Origin of the sequence: Haloferula sp. (genome assembly GCF_049672945.1) — a bacterium.
GTDB lineage: Bacteria > Verrucomicrobiota > Verrucomicrobiia > Verrucomicrobiales > Akkermansiaceae > Haloferula.
Map to the genome: position 1 here is coordinate 1 of NZ_JBATWY010000051.1, position 18,861 is coordinate 18,861.

An 18,861-nucleotide genomic window follows, 5' to 3' on the forward strand; every position below is an offset into this window, starting at 1 on the left:
GGCCCTCGGCATGGATGGCTGGCGGGTCGACAAATGTGTACTCCGCCGCTTGGCCGGGAGCTACGAGCAGCAATGCTGTCAGGAAGATGGAGGGAAGTCGTGACATCGCTCAGTGGTCTGGGAGGGGAGTGCCTTTTTTGCCACCCTTGCCGAGGCGGTCTCGCAGGCGTCGTTGCAGATCCCCCTGGCGCCCTCGTGCATCATCGAGTTCACGTTCTTGCGGGCTATCCCCGCCGCTTCCCTCGTCCTGACTTTCCGCATCTCCGCTGGACTGGTCGTCCTGATCCTGACGCGGTTCCTGTGGTTCTCCTTCCTCCGGATCACCCGATCCTTGGCTTGGCTGGGGCTGCTGCGAAACGTTCTTCATCAGATGGTTCAGGGCATCGCGAATATGCTCCTCCGACGGGATAAAATCACGATCTGCGTGGGGGGCGGGTGCCTTCTCGATATCTTCAAGGGCGTCATCGACGTCTTTGGACGAGGGATGGGAAATTTCGTGGGCCTGCGCGGAGAGATCGCGGATCTTCGTTAGGCTGTTGTCGATATTGAGATCATTGAGGGGAGCCTCGGCGGCTGACCAAAGTTGTGCAGCGCGGACAAGTGCGCGTTCGGAGGCGAGCGCTTGTTGGGTCGCTTCGACGGTGGCGGCGTAGTTTTTCTGGAAACTCAGGTGCCGCTCGGCAGTTATGATGTCGGCACGAAGCCGCGCCAAAATTCCTGGTAACTCGGGATTTGCCGAGCTCGCGCGGCTTGAAGCGTCGCGATGGTAGTCTAATGCCTTTCGATAAAGGCTGAGCGCCTTTTTCCACGCGGTCTCCGGTTGGGCGGGTGGTTGAGGTTTTTCCGCAAACACATGGGCACCTCGGCGATGACTCAGAATGGCGAGTTGTTCCAAAGCGGCAACCGTGAGATCGGGCCTGTTTTTTGGCGCGATCCGGGCCGCCGACTCTAGCAGATCAGTGACGAGGGCCGTGCGATCTTCGGAGGCAATGACGCCTTCTTCATCGAGTCGCAGTTCTTCCATCGCCCGATTGTAGTGGAGTGTCGAGCGCAGAGTCGGGGGCATCGATTCGTCGGCGAGGGCATCGCGCTCTGCTTCCGGCAGTTCACTGATCTTCGCTTTGCTATCGCTGGCGGACTTGTCCCCGGAAAGGATCCGGTCAGCATTCCTCAGCCACGTTGCTGGCCCGTCTGGCTCGTGGTGCAGCCTTCCAATTTCTTCGCCGGTCGCGGCGTCGATAAAGACTGCGCAGGGGTAGCTATCGATCGAGAATTCTACGGCGAGACGACGGCGTGCCTTCCTTTCCTCGGCCTCGATTCCAGAGCGTGGTAGATCGAGGTCGAGCCGGACGATTCGCCATGCTTCCCATGTCGTGAAGCTTTCATGGCGAAGGATTTCACGCTCGAAAGCAATGCTTGCCTCGGACCAATCACTGCCGATGAAGAGAAGCATCAAGGGGCGATCACTTTCCTTCGCTTCGGTGAGTGCGGCTTGGTAGGGAGCATAGACTTCCTCCTCGGCTCGCAGGGTGGTTGTTGCTGCGAAGATGATCAGCAGGCTGGCGAAAATTTTCCGAGCTTTGCGGGAACGTGGGTCGAGGAACAGGCGCATGAAAAGAAGCAGCACGGCCACGGCGAGCGGGTAGAAGTAGATTTCGTTGGGGCGTCGCCGGATATTCTCCTGATCGGATAGGCCCTCAATGGAAAGGGTGTCGAGGGCGTCGCGAATGCGTGCGATCGAGGCATCGACACGTGCCGCCGAGCCATTCGCGGCAACTCCGTCGGTCGCTTGGGCGATATCACTCATCAGCTCGGGATTGGCCTGGCTTTCCTGATCGTCGCGGCTGTTAGGAATGGCGCTGGCGGTTGTAGGGTCGCCGAAGACCGCAGTGTGAATGGGAACGCCACGCTCCTTGAGTTTTTCGGTTGCCTTGGCGACGTCTGAAGTCAGTCGGTCGCCATCAGATAGGAGAATGATCGCGGAACCCGGAGGCGGCTCTTCCGTTAGCAGTTCGCCTGCTTCTTCAAGGGCGGCCTGGAGATCAGTACCCGCAACTGGAATGATGCCTGGCGAGAGGCGGTCGAGGCGGTCGCTCAGCGTGCGGCGGTCGATTGTCAGAGGGCATTCCGGGAAAGATGCGCCACTGAAGGAGAGGATGCCAATTCGTTCCGAAGGCAGCACGTCGATCAAGGTGCTGGCAAAGAAGCGAGCCGCCTCAAGTCGCGTCAGACCGTCGGCATCGGCGCAGCCCATCGACTTCGAAACATCGATGACGAGTATGACATTGCGTGCCGGAAAGCGCTCGTTGCTGAGGAAGTATCCGGCGATCGGGCGCAGCAGTGTGATCGCAATAAAGATGACGGCGGCAAAGGCGGCGAAGAAGCGGAAGCGACGGCGACGCGGGCTGGAGAAGCTGCGCAGTGCCGAACCTTCGGGACTGTCGGCCAGCGCGCGGAACGTGCGACGGCGTAGGCTGAACGCAAACCATGCGGCCAGGCCAAGAATGGCAAGCGCTAAGGCAATCCAAGGCAGGTGATCTAACGAGTCAAAAGTCATGCGATGGTGTGGAGAACGGTGCGACCGAGCAGCAGGGCGAGCCCGAACAGAATCGCTCCGCTAACGAGTGGGTAGGGGAAGAGGTCGCTTCTAAGAATGAGTGCAGGGTGGACCCGTGTGGTGGTTTCAAGATGGTCGATGGTGTCCATCACCGTTTCGAAGCCAGGTCCATCCTTGGCCCGGAAGAACCTTCCCCCGGTGGTTTTGGCGATGGATTCGATGGTTTCCGTCCTGAAGTTCACGTCCGGAGCCATGCGCAGGTATTCGTTCTTATAGATGAAGGGTTTTTCACTGCCGATGCCGATGGTGTGCACGGCGATACCGCGGCTTGCGGCCAGTCGTGCCGCAGAGTCGGGAGTAAAGTCGGGATCCTGGACAGAGTGCGCGCCATCGGTGATCAGAATGATGCAGCGGCGGCTGTCGTCATCAGTCGGCAGCGCGTCGATGGCTGTCGCCAAACCGGCAGCAATGTTGGTGGCGCGTTCGTGACGGCCCAGCACCGAGTTGTCGATCTGGTCGACAAGTCCTAGCAGGAAGTCGTGGTCAAGGGTTGGTGGACTGGCGATCCAGCTTTCAGCGCCGAAGATGGCCAGACCGATCCGGTCGTCGGGGCGTCGTTCCACGAAACGCTTGATTTGAGCTGCCGCCACGGCGAGCCGGTCGCCCAATTCACCCGCTTCGATGGCCCGGATTTTCTCGGCCTTGCTCAAGCCGGGTTCGGGGTCATAGGCGTCCATGCTGTTAGAGAAATCAAGGGAGAGCATGATGTCGATTCCCTCGCGGGTAACCGGACGGACCTCGACCGCTGACTGGGGTCTCGCGAGAGCCACCACGAAGGCGGCAAGTGCGAGGGATTCGAGCAGCAGGGGAACCCGGAAGCGGAATGGTCGACGGCTCTTGCTCGTCGGCTGATAGATATCGACGGAAGAGACCGTCAGCGCCGGGGCGGGGCGCAGGAAACGCCACGCCGTGCCGATGACAAGCGGTACGAGCAGAAGCAGGATCCAGGGATGGGCGAACTCAGGCAGGTTCATTCCGTGAAGAGGAAGTCGGGGTGGTGGCTTTGACGAACTCGCGAACCGGTGCCAGGGCGGCTGCAAATCTTTCACGACCTACGGATTGGTGAGCGAATCGGACGGAGTCGGTCTCGCACAGCAATTCGTGCAAGCGGCTGCGGACTTCGTCAGTTAATGATCCGTGCTCCACTTGATCGAGCAGGCGGCGGAATTCGTGCGGGCACGATGCTTGGGCAGAGCAGCCAAAGCGGGATCCGGTGTAGGTTTTTAAAATGTCCGCTAGGCGAGTGTAGAGAGTCGGTAGGTCGTCATTCGCAGAGTCCAATCGGTCGAGTTCGACTTGCGCGGTTTCCCACGGTGGCGAAGGACGCCGCAAGCGGCGGACGAGCGCAAGAATCATAAGGCAGACGATACCCAAGGAAGCAAGCACCGCGATGATCCACCAGGGCGAACGTCTCTCTTCCAGTTCCATCTCGGGGAGTTCGGGCGCGGGAGGGTCGATCTTCAAGGCGGCAGTCTCGAATGCAGGCTGGTCGGGCATTTCTTCTGCGTAGGCGGAGTTCAGACCAGGCAATGATACGGTCACCTTGCCACTATTGCCCTTGCCCCAGCTTGTTAGGGGAAAAGCGATCGACTGACCGGCAATCGATGCGTCCGAGAGCAGGACGGCATCCAACTGCATCTTCCAATCTCGGAATCCGTCGACCCCGAGTTTGCCACGTGTCCATTGCAAGCTCGACTTGCGGATCACCAGTGCTTCTGGAATACGCGACGGAATGACATCGGTCGGGGTCTGATGATAGGGCAGCCGGAATTCGGATTGGAGGGTGACTCCTTCTCCAACCATGACGTTGACTTTGGACCAGGCCGATTCGGTTGATACTGGCTTGGTGTCAGCCGACCAGATCGAGAATGCCCTCCAGCCGACAAACGCGAGCGCTGACAGCACGAGAAAGATCCCGATGCGGAGAATGGCGAGAAAGGTCTTCATGTCCGGCGGGAAGTGCGTGCGTCAAACAGGCCGATCAAAGCGGGAACGTAGTCGGCCGCGGTATCGATGTGGAGGAAGTCGGCGCCGGCGCGGCGGCAAATGCCTGTTAGGTCGCGACGTGCATTCTCACGCTGATCCGCGAAGGCCTCGCGGCGTCTGGCGGGGAAGTGTCCGGTTCTGCCATTTTCCAAGTCTTCGATGGCAAGGTTGGCGAAGCGTGGAAGGTTCGGCATCTCCCGCTCCATCGGATCGGTCAGGTAAAGGACGATGACTTCATGGCGTCGGGTCAGGGCGCGCAGAGGGCGCTCGAACTCACCGGTGAGAAGGTCTCCGAGAATGAAGACGATCGATCGCTTCAATGTGGTGGCCAGCAACTCATCAAGTGCGCCCGCCAGATTGGTGCCTGCGGCCACAGGGCGATGGACCAGCAACTCGCGGATGATCCGCAGCACATGGCGGTGGCCGCGCGCTGGAGCGATGTGGAGTTCCTCATGGTCGGAATGGAGGGCGAGGCCGACGCGGTCCTTGTTCAGGGTGGCGCTGAAGGCGAGCACGGCGGCGATTTCGGCGAGGACTTCACGTTTGCTGCGTGGCCCCGAACCGAAGTCGAGCGAGGCCGAGCAGTCGGCGAGAAGAAACACGTTCTGTTCGCGCTCCTCGGTGAACAACTTGACATGTGGATACCCGGCCCGGGCGGAAACATTCCAATCGATGGCACGGACGTCGTCGCCCTCCTGGTATTCCCGGACTTCCGCGAACTCGATACCCATCCCCTTGAAAGAGGCGTGCCAGGCGCCAAGGGTGCGGTTACGGACGATCTGGCGTGACCGAATCTCGATCTGCCGGACCTTTGCCATCAGGTCCGTCGACAGAGTTCCGTCGTCCTTGGGCGAGTCTTGCATGTTTACGGCGTGACGAGTGTGTCAAGCAGGCGAGCAAGAATGGCATCGGCATCGAGCTCTTCGGCCTGTGCTTCGTAGGTCGGAATAATCCGGTGACGCAGGACGTCGGGGGCGAGCGCTTTCACATCCTCCGGGAGGACATGGTCGCGCCCCGCCAGCAATGCCCGCGCTCTCGCACCTTGAGCAAGGACCAGGGTGGCCCGTGGCGAAGCACCGCAGGAAAGTAGCGGGGCGATGAACTCCAGCGCCTTGGAATCCTGACGCGATGACAGTTGGCTGCGTCCCTCTTTCCGCGTCGCGAGAACGAGGTCGAGGATGTAGTCTTCGATTCGGGCGTCGAGGTGAATGGAGTCGACCGCTTTGGCAGCTCTCGCAATCGCTTCCAAGTTTGTGACGGGACGGGCAATCGGCTTATCCTGCTGGGAAGCCATCAATTGAAGCACGCGCCGTTCTTCCTCGCGGCCCGGGTAGTGCACGAGCACTTTCATCATGAAGCGGTCGGTCTGGGCCTCGGGTAGCGGGTAGGTGCCTTCCTGGTCGATCGGGTTCTGAGTCGCCATTACAAGGAATGGCGTAGGAAGTGAGTGGGTCTCGCCACCTAAGGTCACCTGACGCTCCTGCATCGCCTCAAGCAGGGCCGACTGCACTTTGGCCGGGGCCCGGTTGATTTCGTCGGCAAGAAGCAGGTTGGTGAAGACCGGACCCTTGCGCGGGATGAACTCTTGAGTTGATGGCTGGAAAACATTGGTGCCAATTACATCCGCGGGTAGCAGGTCAGGGGTAAACTGAACGCGACGGAAATCGGCTTCAAGTGTGTCGGCGAGCGTGCGGATTGCGAGGGTTTTGGCAAGGCCTGGTAGACCTTCGACGAGCAGGTGGTTGCCAGTGAGAAGGCAGATCAGCATCCGTTCGACGAGGTCGTGCTGACCGACCAGCACTCTGGCGATTTCCTCGCGTAAAGGTCCGATAAATGAGCCCGCTTCTGCTTGCGCAGACTCGGTGGCAGTTGAATTCATAGTTCGGAGAATATGTGGCGGTGAAGGCTTGGCTAGGCGACGCCTTCACCGCAGGGGAATTATTCAGCGGATGAATCGCCTGAGTCCTTGTCCTTTGCCTCGGCTTTGTCGAGTAGGTCGTCGGTCGAATCTTCTACCTTGTTGGCATTTCCGCCTCGACTGAAGTTGAGCATCTTCAATGCACCAAGATGATCGCGATACTGCTCGGGCACTTCTTGGAGGTCCTTCTCCACCGAAAAGTCTTCCTTAGCATAGACTTCCTTGCCGTCGGCATCGGTAATGCGGAGTTTGCCGTTTGAAAGGCTGGCTTTTGCACCGTCCGGAAGTGGCAGCACGGTGTTGACCGAGACGCCGGGAACGCCTCCTTTGCCGATTTGGTCGGCGAGGTCTTCGAGATTCAAGCCTTTGAGCACACCTGAGAGGTCCAAATTGCCACCGGAACCCATTCCGGTAATGCCACTAAGATCCACATTGCCCATCATCTCTTTCATCATGTCGCCCATGGTGCAGGTCTGATCGAGCGTGGCGGTGCCAGTCTGAGTTTCGCCGTCGCGCAGCCACTCGAATTTCAGGGTGTCGCCTTCGAAGAAAATGTTGGCGACGACCATGTCGAGGCTGCCACCGATGTTTTTGAGGGGACGGTCTTCAATCTTGGTTACCACATCGCCCTCGATCAGACCAAGGCTGGAGGCGGTGCCTGTGGATTCGACTTCTTTGATCACAAACCCGCTGAGTTCCTTGAGTTGGTGCTTCTTTGCCTCAACCGGTTTTACGGCTCGGCTGGTTGTTCCGAAGTCGGGAACCTTGACCGACATATCTGAGACACCGCCTGAAGTCATGCGGAGCATTTTCATTTGCTGGGCGGATAAAGTGCCCGCAGCAAGACTGATGGCGAGGATGATGGTTTTCGTCTTCATGGTAATAGTAGTTGATCTTCGTTTGCAGGCCATTTGTTGCCTTTCATCCGAATAAGCGATGAATTGTGATGCATGTATCTACTAAAGGGACGAGTCCGGGGGATTATGGGATGAACACTGCCTTCTTCGGGATGAATCTGTAATGGCACCACTTCTACGCGATTATGCTCAAGAAGCAGAAGAGTCTTGGCTGCGGAAAATCAGCAAGGCTTTCCTCTTCGAGCCGAGAGAGCGTGATCGCTTAGAGCGTGTTTCGTCCGACGCCTAGGCAGCCAAGCGTCGGACTCTAGTCGATCAAGGAGTCGACTCAACAACCGAGAAGAATCTCTTGGCAGGAACCGGATCCGGAAGATTGATGACTTCCTGAGTGGTGGCTCCTCCGGCGGTTAGATCGGATGCTTCAAGATCCCACGTTGTCTGAACGTCTCCGAGAAGATCGTTGGAGCCATAGATGTTGTAAGTGACTCCCGAGGCGGAATTCCACTCAAGGGTGATGGTCTTGCCAATAAGGTCAACCGAGACGACCCGGGCCAGGAACGGAGGGAAACTCAGGGGGTCGGTCGGATCGGTACCGCTATTGACCTCCGCGCCGTCGTCGAAGCCGTCGGCATCCCAGTCGGCCACCCACGGGCTGGTGCCGGTATCGCTCGGGCTGACAAAAGCTCCGGTGTTGGTTTCGACGTCGTCGTTGAGTCCGTCGTTGTCGGAGTCCGGATTGTTGAGCAGCGTTCCGAGGTGGAATTCCTCCAGGTCGGTGAGGCTGTCGGCGTCACTGGAGAGACCGGTGTCGCTGACTCCGGGATTCAGGTCCGAGGCATCCGGGATGCCGTCGCCGTCCGAATCCACCGCGGTGGTGACCTCGATGCCGTTGATGCCGAGCAGGCTGTTCAATACTCCGCTTGCTTGTTCCTGGACGACATAGCTGATCACCACGTCGTCGGTTCCATTGGCGGAGAAGAGGAACTCGATGGTGGATGGCAGATCGGACGGTTGGTTTCCAGATCCCGGATTGGAGGCGGGGGAAAGTCCGTTGTCGCTACTGTGGGTCATGCGGAATGCTCCGATCGGGACGTCGGTGACACCATCTGCATTCACCGAGATGGCGAAGGCCGCTTGAACGTTCGCAATATCGTGGTGGTAGCCGCGGTACTGGTAGATACCCGCTGGCAGGCCGCTCAGGGTAAAGGCCATGGTGGTGTCAACACCGGGTCCATTGCCGCCGCTTGCGGCGCGTGCATCGATGCCAATCCAATCGCGCATGAGGTTCGCGTGTTCGCCTTGGTAATTGGCTGTGAAACCGTCATTGCGTCCGATCAACTGTTTGACACGGTTGTCGGTGCTGTCCGGGAAGGCAACGCCGAGGGTGACGGTTGGGCTGCCGGTGAATGCGGGCACGGAGTAGGACTCGGAGCGATCCACTATCAACTGACCGGTCAGAACGTTGCTGGAGTCGACTTCATGGTTGGCAACGAAGCGAGAGTATGCCGGATCCTGGAAGGGACCCTCTTGGCTGCCAGTACCGTTGCTGGAGAAATCGATGAAGAGTCCACCAGCGGGAATGGGGAAGCTCAGGGGATCGAGCGCGTCAGTGAGAGCTGCGACTTCGGCTGCGTCATCGTAGAGGTCTCCGTCGATGTCCGCGCAAAGCGGGCTGGTCAAATGGATGGTGATCTCGTCGCCGTCCGAGAGACTATCACCGTCGGTGTCAGCCAACTGCGGGTCGGTCTCGTCCCCATTGAAAGGGATGCCGTCCGCGCCTTCGTATTCCTGGATATTCGTGCGTCCGTCCGGGCCGCCGACGTTATCGTTATCGATGGCCGCGTCATTGATGCCGACGTTGAGACCGTAGAACTGTTCCCATGAATCGTCCATGCCATCACTGTCAGAGTCGGCAGAGGGGCTGGAGATCACGATGTTGTCCACGGTGAACCCTGCGGTGTCACCGATATCGCTCAGGCGTGTCCCGAATTGAAGATGGGGGTTGACTGATGCTGCCCCGCGGTAACCGAGGGTGCCAGAGGTGAAGCCAGCCGCGGCGTCGTCCAGGTTATCAACCGAGACGACGTAGGTTCCGTTTGCCGGATCCGTCAAAATTGTGAATCGGTAGGTGGCCCCCAGAACTAGGGCAATCCCGGAATCGATCAAGCTGTTTTCACCTCCCACACCATTTTCAAAATTCCCGCCTCCGGTGCCGTTGTGGAATGCCCAATTACCGCCAGCGAGGCCGGCATCGAGTCCCGTGAGGTCCTGACCGCCGAAAAACATCCATGAGTTCGTGGTGGTGGTGCCACCCGCAGCGGCGCTGCCTCCATAAAGCTCGAAGCGGTCCTGCGCCGCATTTCCACCTGCGGTCGGAAATTCGTTGATGGTGAAGTCGAAGGAAATCTGAACAGGGTCGATCAGGTCTCCGGCGTATCGCCGATTAATCGCCTGCGCGTTGTTGACCGCTGTGGCTTCTCGGGTGACCGCGAGCGATGAGGTGCTGGTGGAAGTCGTGATCACTCCCGATACTCCGCTGCTCTGCCAGTTGTTGAGCCAGTCGCCTGACCCGTCGAGGAGGGTCTTGCAGCTGAAGAAATCGGTGGCATAGGTTTCTGCATGGCTTGTTAGCGGCAGTGTGAGCACGGCTGCGACTAGGCATGTGGGTATTTGTTTTTTCATGGCTTTTTTGAGTTAGTTGGCGGGATCGTTTTTTCGAAAGCTAGCAGCCAGATTGACTGGGACGGTATCGCGATCTGGAAACAAAGCGAAAAAACCCCAGAAGGCTATCACCTTCTGGGGGGACGAGATCGGACGATGTCGAATTCTTCAGCTCCTGCGACGACGGAAAAGAGCAAGAGCACCGAAGCAGGATAGCAGCATGCTGGAGGGTTCCGGGACGATGGAAACGTTGTCGATGGTGAAACCGGCGGTATCGTTATTTGCGCTGATGCGTGCCCCGAAATTGATGAATGGGTTGGTCCCTGCCGAAGCACGGTAACCAAGCGTGCCGGAGGTGAATCCCGCTGCCGCGTCGTCGAGATTGTCCACGGATACGATGTAATTCTCAGCCGAGGGATCGTCCAGAACAGTGAAGCGGTAGGTGTCTCCAAGGACCAGGGCGATACCCGAGTTGATGAAGCTGTTTTCACCACTACCACCGTTCTCGAGATTTCCACCCTTGGTGCCGTTGTGGAATTTCCAATTTCCCCCATCAGCAGGAAGGCTACCATCAAGGCCTGAAATGTCCTGACCTCCGAAGATGAGCCACGAGTTGTTGTTGGTTGAGCCGCCCGCAGCTGCACTACTGCCGAACAGTGCGAAACGGTCTTGTGCCCCACTGATGCCAGAAGTGGCAAAATCGTCGATGGTGAAGTCGAAGGAGATCGTCAAGGTATCGGTAGTATTCGCACTATATTGCCGCCCCACCGTCATCGAGTTGTTGTTGAATGTGGCTTCTCGGGTGACCACGAGTGCTCCGGAAGCAGCCGAGGTGGTGATCGTCCCGGTCCCAGCCGTGGCCCAATCTCCGGCCCAGTCTCCCGATCCGGTAGCGGGAAATGTTCCGGAACTGAAGTCATCGCTTGCCGTGGTAGCAGCAGTGGATGGCAGGGCAAGGGTCAGTAGGGCGGAACCGCAAAGGATCCCTAAGTTTGGTCGACTAGTCATCTGGTTTTTGGTTTCGTTAAGATACAACTCGACCTAGACGGTCTGCGGGGAAAACGTCCAGATTTTTTGGGACATAAAAATGAGGATAGAAGAGAAAGAATTTCGGATATCTTGATGAAGCTTGAATTGACTATGGGGGTTTTACTACGTATTTATAATCAGGGGGTTACCGTGTGATTTCTGAAGAAAAGGGCACGGACGGTCGGGTCAACCGAGATTTCATAGGAATAGGTGGAGAGGTCACCCCATGTGGGCTCTGAGAGGTAAGGGCTACTGATCGGGGCGGAAATGCTGATTCCCGGAGGAGGATCTGAAATCCCAGTGAGGTCTTGGCCTGGGGTGAACCATCGGATGAGGTCGTTTCCATACTCGATCTCGGGCATGGCACTGGCAGCTGCGAGGTCGCGGAGGGTGATGGAAAGGGTGATCGGACTGCCGGTAATGTCCATGGTCGGCGCGAGGTGAGTCTCGCGGGTCGTGGGATCTCCGCCATAGACGAATTCTTCGTAGTTGGTCCTCGGGTCACCGTCGACGTTGTCCGAGGGAGCGCGGAGCATGGTTTGCGCGGGATTGGCCTCGATGGCGTTGGCCCAGAGGAAGTAGTCGTTCCAGTGAGTGGTGGAAGTCGTGGCGGGGAGGGTTGCCTCGTTAACGGCGTTGGCGGCTATTTGCACATTCACTTCACCGGGGTTGCTTGGGCTAAGGCTCAGGTTCCAGAAAGTGCCGCTGCCGGTGAGGGCGGTGACGCTGCCGTTGGTGACGGTGAAGTCGCTGGCGGTCAGTCCGGTGACGGGAGCGCTGAACACGATGTCGATGGAGATCGAGGGGCTTGATGTAGCCCACGGGGCAAAAAGGTCGACGTTCAGACTGGAGGTTAGATCACCGAGGATACCACCGCCGTTGAGAAGGATGTAGTTTCCTTCGAGGTCAAACTCGCCACTGTTAGGGGAGCCGTTCCATTGCTCGGGGATGACATTGAGATCACCGGATTGGTAGCCCGAAGCAATGCCGTTTATGCTGCTGTCGGTGCCGGCAAACATGGTGGCGGTGTTGGCATCAAAGTCGACGTAGGCGACGAGTAAGTCGCTAGCCACAGGAGTGAAGGCGGCATAGGAAGCCACGATACTTCCGCCATTCGAGTCGTACTCCCAAGCGCTGCCAGTGTAGCGGATCGCGATGAAGTGGTCGGCTTGGAACGCATTCGGCGAAGGGCTGGAGAAGCGGGTGTGGATGGACTCCTGACTGTACATGATATAGCCGGTGCCGGTGGCGCTATCCAAGGCGGCGACTCCTGATCCCAAGGGTTGAAGGACGGAGACGCCGGGTTGGTATTTCACCTTCATGATCTGGCTGGCCTCGTTGACCCGACCACTTGATGCGAGGCAACGGTTACGGGGAAGATAGATGGTGATTCCCCCTGGATCGTCGATACTGGGTGTGACGGTGAAGGAATAGGAGGCTCCTGAGCCGTTGAAGTTGGAGAGCGTGGCGTTGCCGACGTAGATGTCATCGATGCCGAGGCCGGTGACGGAGGTGTTCATGTTCAGTTGGACGCTGAAGGGTCCACTGACATTCCCGGGTGCTGTCATTCGGGGGCTGACCTGCGAAGTGCTGATGTCGTCGGCGCGCTTGGTGAGAAAGAGGGCGTGAAGGGAGTCGCGAATAGCAGCATTGGCGGCTCCGACGTCGGTGGTTTCCTGCGGATCGGAAACGAGGTTGAAGAGTTGCCAGTCGCTGGAGGCGTTCGGCTCGTCCCTGTAGCGGACGATTTTCCAATCTCCTTGGCGGATCGCCCAGCGATTGCTGTTGCTGCTAGGTGCGGCATTTTTCCAGAGCCAATACATCTCGCGAGTGCCCAGGGTGCCGGCGCCAAAAATAAGTGGGGAAAGGTCGTGACCGTCCCAGTTGGGCTCGGTGGGGGCACCGGTCAGGGCGGCGAGGGTCGGCATCCAATCAACGATATGGACGGGTTCATCGACGGTCTTCGGAGTGATCCGGGAAGGCCAGTTGATGAAGCCGGGAACCTTGATGCCGCCTTCGTAGAGGTCGAGCTTGGAGCCGCGAAGGTCGTCGGGTTGGTTGAAGTTCGTGAGCTTGAGATCGTCTGGGTAGATGTTGCCGGCCCAGTTGACTTGGGGGCCGTTGTCCGAAGAGAACATGATGATGGTGTTCTCGCGTTGGTTGGTGTCCTCAAGGGCCTGGACGATTCTACCGATAGCGTCGTCGAGGTGGTAGACGGCGGCGAGCAAGAGCCGCTTTTCGGGATCGGATTCCGATTGAATGATGCCCATGGGGTCATTGAACCAGGGGATGCTGGCTTCATTGAGCCAGCGCGTGTTGTCTGTGGGATCGAGTTGCGTGGGGATGCTGGTGAAGGGGCCTCGCTCATCAAGCGGGGTGTGGGGGGCGTGAAACGGAAGATAAAGCAGGAAGGGAGCGTCGCGTTTCTTCTCAATGAAGCGGATGGCTTCTCGGGCGGTAATGTCGGTGAAGTGTTCGCCGTTTTCATAGCCATCGATGATTTCATGGTCACGGTGCCAACTGATCTCCCATTCGTTACTGCGGTAGCGGTGATCGTAGGCGCCGACGGCACCGGCGAGCGATCCGTGGGCGCTGTCGAAGCCATGGTGAAGAGGGCCCCATTCGGGTGCGGAGCCCAGGTGCCATTTGCCGGACATGAAGGTGTCGTAGCCGCGCTTGTTGAGCATGGACGAGAGGGTGGTGATGCCATGGGGAAAGGCCTGCTCATTGTTAGCCTCCTGTGCCTGAATGCCGGAACGCGAAGGATATTTCCCGGTCATGAGGGCGACGCGGGTGGGCGTGCACTGGGACATGACGTAGTGTTGGGAAAATTTGACACCGCTGTTGGCAAGAGCGTCCAGATTGGGGGTGTAAACCTTGGCGTTGTTATAGCCGATATCGGCCCAGCCCTGGTCATCGGTAATGATGACAAGCACGTTGGCTTGTTGGGCATCGGTCGGGGCAGGATCGGTGGGAGGTGGTTCGACGCTGCCGAGGGGATCGTTACTGTCGCGGGGATTGGTGCCGTTGGTGACTTCGGTGCCGTCGTTGATGCCGTCATCGTCCGAGTCGCTGTCCTGCGGATCGGTGCCGGTTAGGAACTCCTCCAGATTGCTCAGTCCGTCCATGCCTCCATCGCTGTCGGCGTCGATAGCGGAGTCATTGGTGCCGACGGTGAGGCCATTGGCCTGCTCCCATGAGTCATCCATGTTGTCATTGTCCGAATCCACAAAGGGGATCGAAATGCTGACATGATCGACGGTGAAACCCGCCGATTCACTGCTGTCACTCATGCGCGCTCCGAAATGGATGTAGGGATCGGTCGATGCCGCCCCGCGGTGGCCGAGAGAGGCCGAGGTGAAGGCGGCTGCTCCGTCACTGAGGTTGTCCACGGAGATGACGTGGGTCCCCGTCGATGGATCTTCGAGGATGGTGAAGCGGTAGGTGTTGCCCAAGACAAGCGGAATGCCGGAATCGACCAGATTGTTTTCTCCGGCACCTCCTTTCTCGAAATTTCCGTTCCCTTGGCCATCGTGGAAAATCCAGTTGTCGCCTGCGATGGTGGTGTCGAGGGCCGCAAGGTTCTGGCCTCCAAGAATCATCCACGAGTTGGTGCTGGTGGTGCCGCCTGATGCGGCACTGCCCCCAAAGAGTTCGAACCGATCCCGCACCGCATCAACGCCACCCGCAGTAGGAAAAGCGTCGATGGTGAAATCGAAGGAGATCCGCAACGGGTCGGTGAGGTTGCCAGCGTATCGGCGGTGGATTGAAGATGAGCTGTTGGTCGTTGTGTCCGAATTCCGGGTCACGACGAGCGCGGCCGAGGTGGCGGATGGCGTGAGGGTCCCGTTCCCGCTGGTCGTCCAGTCGGTCAGCCAGTTTCCTGATCCGCCGCTGAGGTTTCTGGACCCGAAGATGTCGGTGGCGGAAGTGGCGCCCCCTGCCTGTAGGGTGAGAGCGAGCAAAAGAAGTGGCCATGATGAATGCCGATCCCGGAAAAAGTGAATATCGCCAAGATTCTTCATCATGAATTTGCTGGGGAAATGAGAGGCCGCGGGTTCTTGAAGACTGTTAGGCAGGCTAGTCGCCGGAAGTTCCCGAGCGGAAAAAGCGAGTGGGATCGGTGGGAGTAGTCAGCCGGAACCGAAAGAGGGAGATATCGCCACCGAGCTCGGTCGCATCCAGAAACTCAAGCGGTGCGAAGGACCAATCGAGTAGGTTGATGGAAGTGGAGGGATTGAGGATGAGGTCGTCGCGATCAGTCGCAACTTCGTAGCTGAAGACGATTTCATTTGCAGTGAAGCCCATGCTGCTGAGGTCTTCCGAGCCGAGGCTCTGACTGGGGAATGAGGTGGGGTCGAGGGCATTGGTTCCCGCTCCGTATTCAATACTGTTCGGAGTTCCGTCATCGTCGCCGTCGCCGTTCGGATCGGTGAGCAAGGGGTTGCCGTTGGCCCAGTCGGTGTAGTTCGTTCCGGATCGTGTCCCTTGGACGTTGAGCGCCGCTGTAAGGTCGTCTCTGACGGCTTGATTGCTGGAAGAGACTTCGGTTAGTTCGTAGCGGAAGGAAGAAAGGTCGTAGAGATCGTTGTCGCTGCCGGACCTGATGAGCCGCCAGTCTTTGGTGCGGACAGTGGTCAGGTTGTTGTAGCGGGAGAAGGCATGGCTTTTTCCCTCCGCAAATGGATTCCGCAGCATCGGGACAAGCGAAGTGCCATCGGGGCCGGGTGGCGGTGTGAGGCCGCAGAGCTCCGCGATGGTCGGATAGATGTCGATTGTTTCGACCACACCTTCCGCATGAACTCCGGCGAAGACTTCAGGCCGGAGACTGGCAGGGGGGCGAATGATGAGAGGGGCTTCGAGCGAGCGTTCCAGAACCTTGTGCTTGCCGATAAGACCGTAGTCATCAAGGCACCAGCCGTGGTCACCCCAGATGACAACGATGGTGTTGTCGGCGAGGCCAAGGGCATCGAGTTCGTCGAGCACCTTACCGACTTGGGCGTCAACGTAGGAGACGCTGGCAAAATAGGCGTGACGGAGAACGTCGCGATCGTTGCGGTCGGTGTAGGCATTGATCTCGCCTGAATTGGTGGTGGTGGCGGAGTTCGCGCCACTTGGTGTACTCACCGGGCTGGGGGCAGGGAGGGTGGCAGGATTGTAGAGGTCGAAGTAGGCCTTGGGGGCGTTGAACGGGAGGTGTGGCTTGAAGAATCCGAGGGCTAGGCAGAAACGGGTATTGTCATCGGCATATTCACGCAGCTTTTCAATGGCGGCCAGGGCCATCTGCCCATCGGGGTAGGCTTCGTCAGGGAGGCTGTTGCCCATGGAGTCCACGCCAATCTCGTAGGCGGGAGTGTTGTTGCGGACCCGACCGGTGCCGTCTGCATAAGCGAAGAGCGGGTAGCGCTGGGCACCCCATTTGTCATGATCATAAATGATCTCATTCCATGAGAAACGCATGTCGGGGTTGGTCGCCTCGCTACGGCCGATGTCGTAGTTCCCCGGATCTTCCCAACGGTAGCCATCAGGTTCATGGGTGATTTTTCCCAAGGATGCGGTGTGCCAGCCGTTGCGGCGAAGTAGATCGACCCAGCTTTCCGGGTTGGCGGGCAGGCTGGTCGGCATGCCGTTGAAGGCGTCATTGCCATCGGTGCTGCTGGTGGGCCTGAAGCCGCTCATCAGGGCGTATCGGGATGCTCCGCAAGTGGGCACAGCGACATAGTGATTGCGAAAGAGCCGGCCTTGGCTGGCGAGAGCGTCGATGTTCGGGGTGACCATGTGGCTCTCGCCGTAGCAGCCCAGATCAGGACGCAGGTCGTCGAGGGCGATGAACAGAACGTTCGGTTGCTGGGCTGTAGCGAGCAGGCCCGTGCAGATGAGGATCAGGAAGTGTCTCATGGGTTGAATTTGAAAAGCTCGAAGCCGTTGCAGAGGAGATAATTGTCGGCACCTCCGGAATCGGTGGAAGTCAGTCGGATGAGCAGAGGAGAGTTGCCGTCGTGGGAAACGACGAAGCTGAGGGTGGGAATCTGGCTATCTTCAATGAAGGTGGTGTTGAGTCCGGCAGAGCTGAGTGCTGTCGGCTGCACCGAGGCTTTCAAAACACCGCCGTGACGTGCTTCGATCATGTTCTTGCTGGAGGGTGTCGTTCCCTGCGCGAAGCCGAGTCCGCTGCCCGTGAAGGTATCGAGGTGCCACGAGCGGAAAAAGTAGTCGCCTGCCGGAAGGTTGCTGATGCTGATGTCCATGGTGCCGCTGCGGGTGGCGATGAAATCGGCAACAAGGAAGGAAAGTGAGATGTCGCCCCCTGGGATGGCGCGTGAACTGTCGCCATTACCTCCGCGGAACTCGAAGGCACCAGTGGTAGGCTGAGAGACGGTGACCTGACTGGTCCCGAAGGTTTTGACGTAGCTGCTCAAGTTGCTGCTTTGCGTCGCTGATCCGGAAATGTTCCGGAATAGCGATTGGCTGATTGCGCCAAGCGCATCGCTCCGATTGAAGTCGATACCCAGAAGATGGGTGCCGGGATTGCTCGAAGAATCAGTTGGATCCGTGCCGTTGCCGACCTCCAGACCATCGGGAAATCCGTCGCCGTCGCTGTCAGGATTCAAGGGATCGGTGCCAGTTAGGCTCGCGCTCACAAAAGTTCCCGACTTATTTTCCACGCCGTCTTTGAGTCCATCGTCGTCCGTGTCGCTGTCCTGTGGATCGGTCCCCGCAAGGAATTCCTGGAGATTCGTCAGGCCGTCCATACCGCCATTGCTGTCGGCGTCCAAGGCGGAGTCGTTGACGCCGACAACGAGGCCGTTGTCGTCTTCCCATGAGTCGTCCATGTCATCATCGTCGGTATCGACGAAGGAGCCTGAGATGGACACATTATCGACCGTAAAGGCCGCCGTGTCGCCGGTGACGCTTAAGCGTGTGCCGAACTGCAAGTAGGGGTCGGCCGCTACCGACGAGCGGTAACCGAGGGTGCCCGAAGTGAAGCCGGCCGCCGCGTCGCCGAGGTTGTCGACCGAGGCGGTGTAGGTTCCAGTTGCAGGATCGGTCGAGATCGTGAAGCGGTAGGTGTTACCCAAAACAAGTGCGATGCCGGAATCCACCATGTTGTTCTCACCGGAGTCCCCGTTCTCGAAATTGCCGGATCCGTCACCGTCGTGAAATGCCCAGTTGCCGCCCGAGAGGTTGCTATCGAGTCCAGAGAGGTCCTGGCCACCGAATAGCATCCATGAGTTGGTGCCGGTGGTGCCGCCCGATGCAGCACTACCGCCGAATAGTTCGAAGCGATCCTGAACCGCGTTGCCTCCTGCCGTCGGAAACGCGTCGATGGTAAAGTCGAAAGAAAGCTGTACCGGATCAGTGGTGTTGGCGGTGTATTGCCGGTGCACCGACATGGCGTTGTTGTTAAAGGTCGCAGTTCGGTTGACGACGAGTGCTGAAGTGGCGGCCGATGTGGTGATCGTGCCGGAGCCGCTCGTGCTCCAGCTGCCAATCCAGTCTCCCGTTCCCGTGGAAAGGTTGCCGGAACTGAAGTCGTCGGTGGCAGACGTGGCCCCACCAGCTTGGAGAGTGAGAGCCAGCAAGAGAAGCGGCCACGATGAGTGGCAATGCAGGTGGACAATGGATTTCATGAAAAAGCTAGGTAATCGGGGGCAATTCGAGAGATCAACCTAGGAAAAAGCCAACCCATCAAAGGCCTATCAATTCGTCCGATTCTAAGCTATCCTCATTTTTAAGGGTACCTGCGGTCTTGTCAGAAGTCTTTCCCTTGCTTAATTTCCTCTCTGGCGTTC

General features: G+C 58.5%; 11 protein-coding genes. All 11 read right to left on the reverse strand.

What is annotated here, in order from left to right; genetic code table 11:
• Positions 1-109: 109 nt before the first annotated feature.
• Positions 110-2,557, reverse strand: coding sequence for a VWA domain-containing protein (locus tag WBG04_RS04200; protein WP_424313127.1), 2,448 nt, complete (start codon positions 2,555-2,557; stop codon positions 110-112).
• Entirely contained in the window at positions 2,554-3,591 is a 1,038-nt protein-coding gene (locus WBG04_RS04205; protein ID WP_424313128.1) for a VWA domain-containing protein, read from the reverse strand. Before WBG04_RS04205 ends, WBG04_RS04200 begins: the two co-directional genes overlap by 4 nt.
• A complete protein-coding gene (locus WBG04_RS04210) occupies positions 3,578-4,564 on the reverse strand; it encodes a hypothetical protein (RefSeq protein ID WP_424313129.1) in 987 nt (328 codons plus the stop codon). Before WBG04_RS04210 ends, WBG04_RS04205 begins: the two co-directional genes overlap by 14 nt.
• Positions 4,561-5,466 (reverse strand): DUF58 domain-containing protein, encoded by a 906-nt coding sequence (locus WBG04_RS04215; RefSeq protein WP_424313130.1) that lies wholly within the window; start codon positions 5,464-5,466, stop codon positions 4,561-4,563. Before WBG04_RS04215 ends, WBG04_RS04210 begins: the two co-directional genes overlap by 4 nt.
• A 2-nt stretch (positions 5,467-5,468) precedes the next feature.
• The gene (locus tag WBG04_RS04220; protein ID WP_424313131.1) at positions 5,469-6,482 is read right to left on the reverse strand and encodes an AAA family ATPase; all 1,014 of its coding nucleotides are present in this window, start codon (positions 6,480-6,482) and stop codon (positions 5,469-5,471) included.
• A gap of 59 nt (positions 6,483-6,541) precedes the next feature.
• Positions 6,542-7,399, reverse strand: a complete 858-nt coding sequence (locus WBG04_RS04225; RefSeq protein ID WP_424313132.1) for a hypothetical protein — start codon at positions 7,397-7,399, stop codon at positions 6,542-6,544.
• 294 nt (positions 7,400-7,693) lie between these two features.
• Positions 7,694-10,060 (reverse strand): hypothetical protein, encoded by a 2,367-nt coding sequence (locus WBG04_RS04230; RefSeq protein WP_424313133.1) that lies wholly within the window; start codon positions 10,058-10,060, stop codon positions 7,694-7,696.
• A gap of 147 nt (positions 10,061-10,207) precedes the next feature.
• Positions 10,208-11,047 carry a PEP-CTERM sorting domain-containing protein gene (locus WBG04_RS04235; protein WP_424313134.1) on the reverse strand — a complete coding sequence of 280 codons (840 nt, stop codon included), beginning with the start codon at positions 11,045-11,047 and terminating at the stop codon, positions 10,208-10,210.
• 158 nt (positions 11,048-11,205) lie between these two features.
• Entirely contained in the window at positions 11,206-15,096 is a 3,891-nt protein-coding gene (locus WBG04_RS04240; RefSeq protein WP_424313135.1) for a sulfatase-like hydrolase/transferase, read from the reverse strand.
• Between the two features lie 52 nt (positions 15,097-15,148).
• Positions 15,149-16,966, reverse strand: a complete 1,818-nt coding sequence (locus WBG04_RS04245; RefSeq protein ID WP_424313136.1) for a sulfatase — start codon at positions 16,964-16,966, stop codon at positions 15,149-15,151.
• On the reverse strand, positions 16,963-18,699 hold the full coding sequence (locus WBG04_RS04250; RefSeq protein ID WP_424313137.1) for a thrombospondin type 3 repeat-containing protein: 1,737 nt from the start codon (positions 18,697-18,699) through the stop codon (positions 16,963-16,965). Before WBG04_RS04250 ends, WBG04_RS04245 begins: the two co-directional genes overlap by 4 nt.
• Positions 18,700-18,861 lie beyond the last annotated feature (162 nt).

Excerpts from the sequence above, each read along its gene's own strand:
- WBG04_RS04240 (WP_424313135.1), bottom strand. The coding sequence starts at position 15,096 with ATGATGAAGAATCTTGGCGATATTCACTTTTTCCGGGATCGGCATTCA.
- WBG04_RS04220 (WP_424313131.1), bottom strand. The coding sequence starts at position 6,482 with ATGAATTCAACTGCCACCGAGTCTGCGCAAGCAGAAGCGGGCTCATTT.
- WBG04_RS04245 (WP_424313136.1), bottom strand. The coding sequence starts at position 16,966 with ATGAGACACTTCCTGATCCTCATCTGCACGGGCCTGCTCGCTACAGCC.
- WBG04_RS04215 (WP_424313130.1), bottom strand. The coding sequence starts at position 5,466 with ATGCAAGACTCGCCCAAGGACGACGGAACTCTGTCGACGGACCTGATG.
- WBG04_RS04200 (WP_424313127.1), bottom strand. The coding sequence starts at position 2,557 with ATGACTTTTGACTCGTTAGATCACCTGCCTTGGATTGCCTTAGCGCTT.
- WBG04_RS04210 (WP_424313129.1), bottom strand. The coding sequence starts at position 4,564 with ATGAAGACCTTTCTCGCCATTCTCCGCATCGGGATCTTTCTCGTGCTG.
- WBG04_RS04230 (WP_424313133.1), bottom strand. The coding sequence starts at position 10,060 with ATGAAAAAACAAATACCCACATGCCTAGTCGCAGCCGTGCTCACACTG.
- WBG04_RS04225 (WP_424313132.1), bottom strand. The coding sequence starts at position 7,399 with ATGAAGACGAAAACCATCATCCTCGCCATCAGTCTTGCTGCGGGCACT.
- WBG04_RS04205 (WP_424313128.1), bottom strand. The coding sequence starts at position 3,591 with ATGAACCTGCCTGAGTTCGCCCATCCCTGGATCCTGCTTCTGCTCGTA.
- WBG04_RS04235 (WP_424313134.1), bottom strand. The coding sequence starts at position 11,047 with ATGACTAGTCGACCAAACTTAGGGATCCTTTGCGGTTCCGCCCTACTG.
- WBG04_RS04250 (WP_424313137.1), bottom strand. The coding sequence starts at position 18,699 with ATGAAATCCATTGTCCACCTGCATTGCCACTCATCGTGGCCGCTTCTC.